The 12,117-nt window shown below is 35.9% G+C and carries 8 protein-coding genes; 1 reads left to right on the top strand and 7 read right to left on the bottom strand.

Annotated elements, in window-relative coordinates:
* Nucleotides 1–79 precede the first annotated feature (79 nt).
* On the bottom strand, nucleotides 80–1,723 hold the full coding sequence (locus ACEN92_RS19125; RefSeq protein WP_495639920.1) for an alpha-L-fucosidase: 1,644 nt from the start codon (nucleotides 1,721–1,723) through the stop codon (nucleotides 80–82).
* Between the two features lie 232 nt (nucleotides 1,724–1,955).
* Between ACEN92_RS19125 and ACEN92_RS19120 the strand changes: the two genes are divergently transcribed.
* Complete coding sequence (locus tag ACEN92_RS19120) at nucleotides 1,956–2,834, top strand: helix-turn-helix domain-containing protein (protein WP_495639919.1); 879 nt, start codon at nucleotides 1,956–1,958, stop codon at nucleotides 2,832–2,834.
* A gap of 39 nt (nucleotides 2,835–2,873) precedes the next feature.
* Here the strand turns inward: ACEN92_RS19120 and ACEN92_RS19115 are convergent, their stop codons facing one another.
* From ACEN92_RS19115 to ACEN92_RS19090, 6 genes are all read right to left on the bottom strand, one after another.
* The gene (locus ACEN92_RS19115; protein ID WP_495639918.1) at nucleotides 2,874–4,856 is read right to left on the bottom strand and encodes an alpha-L-arabinofuranosidase family protein; all 1,983 of its coding nucleotides are present in this window, start codon (nucleotides 4,854–4,856) and stop codon (nucleotides 2,874–2,876) included.
* A 216-nt stretch (nucleotides 4,857–5,072) separates the two neighbouring features.
* A complete protein-coding gene (locus ACEN92_RS19110) occupies nucleotides 5,073–6,512 on the bottom strand; it encodes a glycoside hydrolase family 28 protein (RefSeq protein WP_495639917.1) in 1,440 nt (479 codons plus the stop codon).
* 93 nt (nucleotides 6,513–6,605) lie between these two features.
* Nucleotides 6,606–7,781, bottom strand: coding sequence for a mannonate dehydratase (uxuA, locus tag ACEN92_RS19105; RefSeq protein WP_495642363.1), 1,176 nt, complete (start codon nucleotides 7,779–7,781; stop codon nucleotides 6,606–6,608).
* Between the two features lie 421 nt (nucleotides 7,782–8,202).
* Nucleotides 8,203–9,018 (bottom strand): SDR family oxidoreductase, encoded by an 816-nt coding sequence (locus ACEN92_RS19100; RefSeq protein WP_495639916.1) that lies wholly within the window; start codon nucleotides 9,016–9,018, stop codon nucleotides 8,203–8,205.
* A gap of 90 nt (nucleotides 9,019–9,108) precedes the next feature.
* Nucleotides 9,109–10,746, bottom strand: coding sequence for a sodium/sugar symporter (locus tag ACEN92_RS19095; RefSeq protein ID WP_495639915.1), 1,638 nt, complete (start codon nucleotides 10,744–10,746; stop codon nucleotides 9,109–9,111).
* A gap of 62 nt (nucleotides 10,747–10,808) precedes the next feature.
* Nucleotides 10,809–11,954, bottom strand: a complete 1,146-nt coding sequence (locus tag ACEN92_RS19090) for an acyltransferase family protein (protein ID WP_495639914.1) — start codon at nucleotides 11,952–11,954, stop codon at nucleotides 10,809–10,811.
* Nucleotides 11,955–12,117 lie beyond the last annotated feature (163 nt).

Below are 12,117 nucleotides of genomic sequence, written 5' to 3'. Positions count from 1 at the left end.
TTGAGTCTTTTATCGGATTAATTATTTACGTTACCAAAATATTAAAATTTAACTAAAATGAGCAAAATTGTATTCTAATCTAAATAATTTCCAACACATTGGCATAAGAAGCTACAGGCTGACTACTTGGAAAATATACTTCTAAAGCTTGTTCATTCTGTTTAAAATTCAGTTTCTCTCCTGTACTTATTAATTTTATCTGTTTTATTTTCTCAGGATGATAAGCTGATCCTTTACCTAAACTTTTGATAGCTGCAGTGCCATTTTCCGGCCAGGCCATTACTGTTGCATACACTATTTTGTCTTTTTGCACAAAACGAATATCTTCTGAAGTATATGGTTTACCTTTTCCTTCGTTGAATCCTTGAGCTGTTAATGCTCCTGCACTTGCTTGTTGTGGACCTTCACCAAATATTTTCCAGGGCCGGGTACCATAAATACTTTTTCCGTTAGCTTTCATCCAGACACCAATTTCTGCAACAATTGCTCGTTCTAATTCGTCTATACTTCCGTCACCGCGAACTGGAATATTAAGCATCAGATTACCATTTTTACTCACCACATCAATCAGGGTATGAATAACTGTTTTAGCCGATTTGTAACGCTTATCTTTGTAAACACCACGGTCATAGTGCCAGTTGCCAATACAGGTATCCGTTTGCCATGGCAAAGGTTCTATGCTGTTACTCTGTCCTTTTTCGATATCCCAAACTATGGCTTTTCGTTGCTGTTCATCTAATATTTTACCCGTAATTACTGCCTGAACTGTTTTATTTTTCTGTAGGCTTTTATTATACAAATGTGCCGCAATACGTAAACCAGCATCGCTAATTGGCCAAAGTGGTAATGCAGTATCGTCAAAATAAATCAAATCGGGATTGTATTTATCAATCAAATCTATTGTTCGGTTGTGAAAACTTTCAATATATTCTTTTGATGGTATAGAAGCGCCATCTTCCCAATTCCATTGACTGTGTATTCCGCCATTGTCTGAACTGTTTTTACTTAATGGATGATTTTGCGCATATAATTCCTGAGGATCCAAACCTTCCCACCAAGTCCCTTTTCCATCCTCTTTAGTAAGATTCCCATCATAAGGAACACCGGCAAGGGCTCCATTTTTGTCAGAGCGCTGTGATGTTTCATACCAAGTCCAGGCATGAGCAGCGTGAACGCTTACTGCAAAAGGAAGTCCTGCTTTTCGGGCTGCTTTTTCCCATCCGGCGATAATATCTTTTTTTGGTCCTACTTTCGTTGAATTCCAGTTGGGCTGGTATTTACTGTTATAGAGGTCCAGATTATCATGATGATTTGCCATAGCCATAAAATATTTGGCTCCGGCATCTTTATACAAATTGACTAATTCTTCTGGATTCCAATTGTCGGCTTTCCAGACATTAATTACATCCTTAAAACCAAATTTCGAGGGATGGCCGTACTTTTCTACATGAAATTTATATTGCCAGGAATCTTCCTGATACATGCTTCTTGCATACCAATCGCCTGCTTCCGGTTCACACTGTGGTCCCCAATGCGCCCACATTCCAAATTTAGCATCCCGAAACCAATCCGGTACCTGATATTTGCTTAGGGAATCCCAGGTAGGCGCAAAGGGTCCTTTGTAATCGGGTGAACTAAAAATATTTTTTTGAGCCAATAAAGGAGATAAGTAAAGACCCGCCAATCCCGATACTGCTAATTTTAAAGCATTCCGTCTATTCATAATTTTTTATGTATTTCCGATTTTATTTATTTACTTTATAGCATTGTATTTAAAAATCTCTAATTGGCTATAAAAATCAACATTGTATAAATATTTACTGTATAAATCTTATTATTACTATTTTAAATCCTAAAATTTTAAATAAGCAAAAACAAATATAGTCTATGAATGGAATACTTCTTTTATTCAAAAACGATTTTCTATTATTCAAAAACGACTTTTACTATTTATTATGTCCAAAAATATTTTTAAATATTCTTTCTCCTTATTACATGTAGACTATGTAAAACTTAATCACAACTGGAATTATAATAATGTCATCAGTCCTTATTATCGGTTGTATTATATTGATGATGGAACAGGATTTATATCAGACAGTACTGTTTGCTTAACTTTAGAACCGGGCAATTTATATCTTATTCCCAGTTTTACGATATGCAACCTGAATTGCAACACGTATTTAAGCCAGTATTTTATCCAATTTTTTGAAGAATCTCCCGATGGAATATCATTGTTTAATAACAATAGAAATGTGATGAAACTTTCTGCAACAGAAATTGACATAATGCTTATTAAGAGATTGTTCAGCAGTAATCCGGGAAGAGGAATTAATAGGTCAGACAACCCGAAAGTGTATGAAAAAGAAGCTTATTACAAAGAATATCAGTCACTTAACAACGAAATGAAAACACATCAGAAATTTGAAAATCAGGGAATTATTCTTCAGCTGATTTCCAGATTCCTGAGTTCGAAGGATTTCAAAACAAACAGTTCTCAATCAGCACCTTCCAAAATACTGGACACAATGAGTTATGTGCAGCTTCACTTAGGCGAGAATCTTACTGTTGCCGAATTAGCCAAAAGAGTAAATCAAAATCAGGATTATTTTTCAAAACAATTTTTGATTCATACCGGCAAAAGGCCTTTAAATTATATTCATGAAAAAAAGATAGAAAGAGCCCAACACCTCATCGCAACTACAAATACTACTTTTTTAGAAATCGCCATGGATACCGGATTTTCTAATTTGCCTCATTTTTCAAAAATATTTAAACAAATAGTAAGCCTGACTCCAGGCGAGTACCGCCAACAAAACAGCCACTTAAAATAAGCGGCTGTTTTGTATCTTTCTAATAAATATTTGTTTTTATTATTTCATTTTTAACTTCAAAACAGTTACGGAATAAGCAGGCAAATTCATTTGGGCTTTCTGACCTTTCAGGTCATACTCACTTTCTTTTGGGCTTATTTTTTTAGGAGAGGCAAAAGTATTTTCATCCTGTAAGTTCGCACTTGCAAGCGTAATAACAGAACCTTTTGGTGCTAATTTACTCCCTTTTAAATCAATGGTAATGTTTTGTGCTGTTGCCGATGTATTAACCAGTTTTACAATAACTTCTTTGGTATTTATATCTTTTACGGCAGATGCGTACAGATTATTTTCTCCTGTTAATGGTTTCCCATCTTTAGCAATAGCCAATAAATCGGTCCCTTTATTGGTTGAAAACAATTTTTGCACATAATAATTAGCCGATCCGTAAGCTTCTAGATTATTGAACCAAATCATGTCCGGTGTCCACTGCCAGGCATCTTCATGAGCCATCAACGGAGCATACGAAGACAAATTAACTACTTCGGCATTTCGTTCTAATCCAGTCATGAAAGCCGCTTCCGAAAAGGCACATTCCCAATTGTTTCTGTTACTTGTTTTATCACTCGAAGGACTTTGGGCGGCATATTCTCCTGCAAATATTTTTGGCCCTTTTCGGTCATAATTATCATAACGGGTTGCATTTTCCCTAAACCATTGCGGGCTTTTGTAATAGTGTTCATCTATAAGTTCCGCATTCAGCTTTTTAAGTTCTGCCATTCCAAAGTCAAAATGTTCCCCGTCCGGAGATGGCCCGCTTCCTGAAACGATAACTATATTTGGATATTTTGATTTTATAGCTTTTTCAAAAACTTTATACCTTTCAATATAATCCGGTCCCCATTGCTCGTTTCCAACTCCAATATATTTCAGGTTAAATGGTTTTGGATGTCCCATATCTGAGCGAAGTTTTCCCCAAACTGTGTTTCCTGCTCCATTGGCAAATTCAATTAAATCTAAAGCGTCTTGTATATAGGGATCTAATTCTTCGATTGGAGCCAATTCACCTGTATTGTACTGGCAGGCCATTCCACAACTTAAAATAGGTAATGGCGTTGCCCCGATATCTTCTGAAAGCTGAAAATATTCATAAAATCCTAATCCAAAACTTTGAAAGTAATCCGGAGTCTGTTTATGGCTGAACTCCATATTCCAACGGTTGATCATTGTTCTTCTGTTTTCTACATCCCCAACCGATTTTTTCCACTGATAACGATCTGACAAAGTTCTTCCTTCAACAATACAACCGCCGGGAAAACGTAAAAACCCAGGTTTCATATCATACAAAAGCTGTACAATATCTTTACGAAGTCCATTTTTTCTATTCTTCCAGGTGTCCTCCGGAAACAATGAAATCATGTCCAGATCAATAGTCCCAGTTCCTTCAAAGGTTATTTTTAATTTGGCTTTGGCTTCAGTTTGAGTAGCTGTGAATTGTGCAGTATAATTTTTCCATTCATTCGATGTTGGGGCAATACTGGTTTCACCAATTACTTTTTTGTCCTTATCAATAAACTGAATAATTATTTTTTTGATAGCTCTGTCATGATTAGCCGCCTTTAATGAAAGATTGTATTTGGCATCTTTCCTGACTCCCATTCCTCGAAAGCCTTCATTAATGATAGCATATCCATTAGCATTATTTACCAAAACCCTGCAAAAATTAGAATTGGTTTTGTTTTCTTCTTTGATGGTTACCGCAACTCCGGATTGCAGGTTTAAAGAAGATCTTTTAGTATTGGGCTGCTCCCATCCCATTAAAGGTTTCTCAAACTCAAAGGATCTGTTTTTAATCATTTCGGCATATAATCCGCCATCTGCAGCAAAATTGATATCTTCAAAAAAAAGGCCAAACATAGTGGGCTGAATCTTTGTGATGGTTTTAGTAACATCAACTTCTAAGGTTGTTTTTTGGGCACTTCCATAAAGGCTGGTGAATAACAAACCACCAATGATAATTTTTGTAATTATGTTGTTTTTCATTTATATGATAGTTGATAATTTAGCCTTGCTAATTTATCTAAAGTTTTACAATATTTTAGACTTAACCGATTTTTAAAAAACAAGTCTTCAGAAAACTATAGAAATTTGATTTTTAAATAATGTATTACTTTCAAAGTATGACAAAACTAAGCGTAAAAAAAAACTTATGTAATTTTACTATTCGAACATTTTCATTTTCAGCCTGTCGCGTCCACATTATTTTTTCACAGCTTCGTATTTATCCGGAAAAGCCGATTCTCCATCTAAATTATTCACTTTCAAAACATCTACATTTTTGCTTTCAACTGCATATTTAAAATAATCGGGTTTGTTTTTTCCCCAATTCACAGAGCAATTCTGAACTTTTATATTCTCTGCAGTATCAAAATAAAAACCTGATGTACTGCCTTTTACAAAACCTTCCAATTTTGATGGGCGACGATCATAAATTCCACCGGGAAATTGAGACTTTTTATCAATAGAAACATTCACTCCTTCAAAAACAATGTTTTTAATTTTGTCTTTTGTTTCTCCACTGACATAGACACCATTTTCTCCAAAGCATTGAATATTACTGAAATAAATATTACTGATTGTCCCTACTTTCCCTTCTGTTGCGCCTTTTGGAAAACGCCAGTTGGCATCCTTGTGGTTTCCGCTTGCGCGACTATAAGCCGTTACATAAATTGGTTCTGCTTTTCCCCACCAGGTATCTGTAGTCAGTTTTCCTTCAATAATCATATTGGAGAAAATAACCTCACTCACCGTTCCTTCATCCCTGTTTTGAATCCCTACACCACGATTACTGTTTTTAATAATGCAATTATTGAACACGACTTGTCTGATAGCATCCATATTTTCTGAACCAATTTTGATGGCACAACTGCTGCTGGTCATCGTACAATTTGTAACGGTAATGTTCTCGCAGGCACCAAACTCTTCAAATTCCCTTCTGTTTTTTAAGCAAATACAATCATCACCACTTTCAATATAACAATCACTAATGCGTACATTTTTTGAATGGTCTAAATCAATACCGTCACTATTACGAACTTTTAAACTGTTCAGCAATGTAATTCCGCTAATGACAACATCATTACAGCCCACAAGATGAACTGTCCAATACGCCGAATTTCCTATATGAACATCTTTTATTCGGATATTCTTCCCTCCTATAATCGTAAGAACATGAGGACGGGGATCTAAAACGTTGAAAGGTTTCAGGATATATGCATCTTCCTCTTCGGCTCCCATAAACGAAATACCGTTTCCATCAATTTTTCCGCTTCCGCTAATAGTAAAGTTTTCTATGTTTTTCCCTCCAATCCAGATTGTTCCTTCTCCTTTGTTGTCACGAAAAGCGCTTTCTGTGTATAATTTTTCATCAGGGCTTGCTAATATTTTTGCCCCTCCCTCAATATGCAAATCCACATTCGATTTTACATTGAAAGGTCCGGTCAAAAATGTAAACGGAGCAGGAATTAATACCTGACCGCCAGTTTTACTACAGGCATCAATTGCTTTTTGAATTGCAACAGCATCATTCGTTTTACCATCACCTTTCGCCCCGTATTTTTTGACGTCATATACTTTTTGCGCTACGGCAGTCAATGAAATACAGAAAATGATTATAGCAATTATAGGTTTCTTTATCATTTTTTATTTTTTAAAAGCTTAAAACAGAATTGATTGAAAATTTAGATTCCTACGGAATGACAAAATTGTGTTTTAATTACTTGTTACTCCCCATTACATAGAACGAATAATTCCTTCTTCAAGTCCTCTTAATTCAGCCAATCCTCTTAATCTTCCAATAGCAGAATAGCCGGGATTGGTTTTTTTATACAAATCATCCAGCATCTGATGACCATGATCCGGTCTCATCGGAATTGCAGAATCCGATCTTCCTTCAGCATGTCGGCGTTTTTGTTCCGTTATTATTTCTTTTACAATGGTAAACATATCGACATTTCCTTCTAAATGATTGGCTTCATAAAAATTGCCCGATTCATCTCTTTGCGTGCTTCTTAAATGGATAAAATGTACTCTGTCAGCAAATTTCTTAAACATCTGTTCCAAATTATTTTGCGGAATGACACCAAGCGAACCTGTACAAAATGTGATTCCGTTGTTTCTGCTTGGAATTTGTTCAACCAGGTAATCAAAATCTGCTTCAGTACTCACCACTCTCGGCAATCCCAATATTTGATAAGGCGGATCATCAGGATGTATGCACATTACGACCTTATTTTGTTCCGCTACGGGAATAATTTCTTTTAAAAAGGAAACTAAATGCTGTTTCAGCTTAACCGAATCTATAGTGTTATACGCATCTAACGTTTTCTGAAACTGCTCCAGCGTATACCCTTCTTCGGCACCCGGCAAACCGGCAATTATGTTTTTGACCAGTTTCGTTTTATCAGCATCTGTCAAGGTTTCTAAATATTCTTTTGCCTTGTTTCTCTGGGCTTCGGTATAGTCTTTTTCAGCATTAGGTCTTTTTAGCAGATGAATATCAAAAGCGGCAAAGGCAGCTGTATCAAAACGCAATGCTCTTGATCCGTCTTCGACTTCATAATCCAAGGAAGTTCTTGTCCAGTCTAAAACAGGCATAAAATTATAACATACAATAGAAATCCCACAGCCAGCTAAATTTTTAATACTTTGCTTATAGTTTTCGATATAGACTTTGTAATCTCCGGTTTGGGTTTTGATATTTTCGTGAACAGGAACAGATTCTACTACAGACCATATTAATCCTGCATTCTCAATTTCTTTTTTTCTCCTGGTAATTTCGTCCACAGACCAGACTTCTCCATTTGGAATATGATGAAGCGCCGTAACAATTCCTTTTGCCCCTGTTTGTTTTATATCTTGCAATGTAACCGGATCATTAGGCCCGAACCATCGCCAGGTTTGTGTCATTTTCATATGATGATACTTTTATATTTTTTAATGGAATGAGGCAACATTATTCATCATTCCGTTTATATTGTCATTTGGGTTATTTTACAACCTCAGTTTGTTTGTTTTTTAACAATTACTATTAAATAAATATAAGAAATGATAATTGGCTTTAGCCGAAAAGCGTTTAATTTGGCTAAAGCCCTTTACTGTACTTAATTTATAATCTCCAGCTGAAGCTGCAATTCAAAACTTCCTTTGTAATAATCGAACTCAGGTTTATAATAAATAACCAGATCAAACATATTTATGCTACTGAAAATCATTTTTATTCTGAACCCTTCGACAAAAGCTCAAGACAGGCTAAAGTCGAAGGTTTTTTACTTCGAAAGGGCTTCGACTCCGCTCAGCCTGACATCCATTTTGGTTAATAGATATTATTTTAAACTCCGCTAAAAACAGAAAATCCTCCGTCTAAGGTTATTTTTGATCCGGTAACAAATTTTGAAGCATCACTTAATAACCAAACCAATGCCCCTATCAACTCTTCCGGATCTCCAAAACGATTAAAAGGTGTGTTTTGAATGATTAAATTCCCTCTTTCGGTCAGACTTCCATCTGTATTTGTCAAAAGCGTTCTGTTTTGCTCCGTCAGGAAAAAGCCCGGTACAATAGCGTTTATTCTTATTTTGTCACCAAATCTGTTTGCCAGTTCAACTGCAAACCATTTTGTATACGAATCGATTGCTGATTTTGCCAGACTGTATCCTAATACTCTTGTTACTGCATGGTCCGATGAAACTGATGAAATATTTACAATGCTCCCGGTTCCGGTATTTTTTATGACTTCTCCAAAAATTTGTGTCGGCAGAATTGTTCCAAACAAATTCAGATTCATTACTTGCTGTAATGCCTGTATATTCAGCTGAAAAATATCCTGTCCCGGCTGGATTACTGCATCGGGCATATTTCCACCGGCGGCATTCACCAGTCCGTCTACCTTTCCGTATTTAGACAAAATTATTTCGCGGGCATTGATAAGGTCCTGCTCATTTGTTACATCTGCTATCAATGCAATTGCTTCACCTCCCTGCTTTACAATTGAGGCTGCTCTTTCATTGGCCACTTTTTCATTTCTGCCCAATACACCTACAATCCCACCTGTATTTGCTATCCCATTGATAAAAGCTTCTCCTAATATTCCGGTTGCCCCGGTTACCACTATTACTTTTCCTTTTAATGAAAAATCGTTTTTCACATCTTTGTATTTAAAATTTTAATAAATAAGTTTTTTCAAATTTAAAAATTACGGCACTTATAAGCCATCACACATTCAAATAATTTAAAATTACCAAAACACAGTATACAGCGCCACTAATACTCCACAGATAATAAAGGAACCAATAATAAATTCTGAAGATACTTTAAACATTGATTTATCCACTTCTATCTTGTGAGCTTCAAGCTGTTCGTCAGATTCAGGTTTTAAGAGACTGATAGCTACCATTAAAAATACTATTATAAAGAAAGAGATAGTCATTCTGTCTAAAAAAGGATAATCAGGAAAAGCACCATCTGTCCACATAGGCAGGAACTTTAATACTGCGGCAATAGGCACTGTTAGCAATGCGCCGGCAAGTCCTGCTGTTGGTGTTGTCTTTTTCCAGAACATTCCCAATAAAAAGATAGCCAAAACTCCCGGAGAAAAGAACCCAACATACTCTTGTATAAATTGATAAGCCTGATCCAGCGATTTTAATGCCGGAGCAACAAGGGCCGCAATAAACATCGCAACTACAACGCACCATCTTCCGGTAAGCACCAGCTTTCTTTCAGTTGCTTCTTTGTTAAAATATTTTTTATAAATGTCTAAAGAAAAAATCGTCGAAATACTGTTGGCTTTGCCCGCCAATGACGCCACAATTGCTGCTGTTAAAGCTGCCAGGGCTACTCCTTTTAATCCGGCAGGCAATAAATTCATTAATGTCGGATAAGCCTGATCCGGTTTCAAAACTCCCGAGACATCAACCATTTCTTGTTGAAACATTCCGTTTTGATGCATTACATACATTGCGATACCCGGTAAAACGGCTATAATTGGAACCAATAATTTTAAGAAAGCAGCAAACAAAATTCCTTTACGCGCTGTTTTCAAATCAGCACCCAAAGCTCTTTGAACGATATACTGATTACAGCCCCAATAGGCCAGATTATTGATTAGCATACCGCCAATGAGTACCGACATTCCGGGTAATTCTGCATAATGAGGATTCGATTTATCCAATATCATATGCAAATGACCCGGTGCTTCATCTTTTAAAACAGCAAGTCCTTTAAGAATATCTTTTCCAAATCCAAACTGCTCAGACAATAAGGTTAATGACAAATAAGTCGTAACCAATCCTCCCAGAATCAATACGATAACCTGAAACATATCGGTATAACCAATAACTTTCATTCCTCCTAAAGTAACAATAACAGAGAACAAACTCAATCCGATAACACAAAACTGAAAACTAACGGGTGCAATAGATGAAATAGCCAAAGCGCCTAAATAAATAATAGAAGTAAGATTTACAAATACATAAATCAATAGCCAAATTATAGCCATTATGGTACTTACGGTTCCATTATATCTTTTTGCCAAAAATTGAGGCATCGTAAATATCCTGTTTTTTAGATAGACCGGTAAAATAAATATGGCCACTACAATTAATGTGGCGGCAGCCATCCATTCGTAAGAAGCAATCGCTAATCCGATGGCAAAGCCCGAACCACTCATGCCGATAAAATGTTCTGCCGAAATATTAGAAGCTATCAATGATGCACCAATTGCCCACCAGGTAAGAGAACCTTCGGCTAAAAAATATTCGTTGGAACTTGTAGTTGCATTTTTCTTACTTCTGTAGATGTACATTCCGTAGGCTGTAACGATCACAAAATAAATAAGAAAAACAATATAATCTGCAGTTTGTAAAGTATTCATGATGAGGTTGTTTTTTTGGTTGTTAGTTGGTGGTTGTTAGTTTTTGGTGATATAGACTGCGTTTAGATTTTTAGAAACCATTTTTTCTTATACAAAAAATACAGTAAAATCAGTTGTACAAGCGTTACTGATAAAGCTGTAAATACGGGCTGCCAAACCAGAGGGAAAAATTTAATCAGTCCTCCAAATACAAAATCGGCAGTATGTCCAAAATTTACCACCCCCTCAGCTGCCATGTAAATAAGAATAGAGTTTGAGCCAATTAATATTAGGGGAAATGCCCATTTATGATATCCCAATACATCAATTATCAGATAAAAAAAGGTGAAAAACAAAATACTAAATCCGCCTACATAACACACAAAAGAGCTTGACCACAAATGTTTATTGATAGGAAAATCATAATTCCAAAGAAGCCCTGTACCTATCAAAACAATTGCGGAAGTGAGCAAGATTAATAGTTTTTTATTTGTCGAAAATGTACCTGAGGCTTTTAAAAATGTTCCCAAAAACATTCCCAACAAAGCTGTGGCAACAGCCGGAATTGTCGAAAATAAACCTTCGGGATCATAGACTTTGCTGTGTAATCTTCCCGGAAGGAATAATTGGTCAATATAAGCTTCTAATGATCCTTCTTTGGTTAAAACACCTGCCCCAAAACCAGGAACCGGTATTAATTTCATGGCTAAATAATAACCAATCAAAATGCCTGTGAACCAAAATATTTGTTTTTTTAAATCAAAATTCAAATAAATAATACCGGCAAAAAACCACGCCAGTCCAATTCGCCCCAATACACTGGCAAAACGTGTCTGTTCATAGCCGTCAAACCGTAATAATCCATTTACTACAAATCCCAGAAAGATTAAAATGCAAGTCCTTTTTAACATGGACAGGTATATTTTTTTCTTTTCTTTTGACGGTAATTCCATTGGAGTACTCACGCCTGCAGCATTCATTTTTTTGTCGAAAGAATACGGCATCGAAACTCCGGCAACAAATAAAAATATTGGAAAAATCATGTCGTAAAAAGTAATCCCCTCCCATTCTGTATGGTGCAATTGTGATGACATCCATACAAAAACAGGGATTGGAGCGGCTTTTGCCAAAGCATGTATGATATGTTCTCCGCTCATAATCCAAAACATAACAAACCCTCTCAGAGCGTCCAAAGAAACTAATCTTCCATTTGTAATTGTTTTACTCATATTTTACTTTATTAAAGGCATGTTTCATTTAATTGATTTCTCCGGAAGAGTATCAATAATATAGATGATATTTTTTATTCGAAATTTTTTAGATTTCATAATTATCTAACACACTTCGACTCCGCTCAGTGCAGGCTGGAAACATAGATTTTACTTTTCAGAG

It is taken from the genome of Flavobacterium sp. Flavsp81 (genome assembly GCF_059491325.1).
This window is presented reverse-complemented; position numbering and strand designations above follow the sequence as displayed.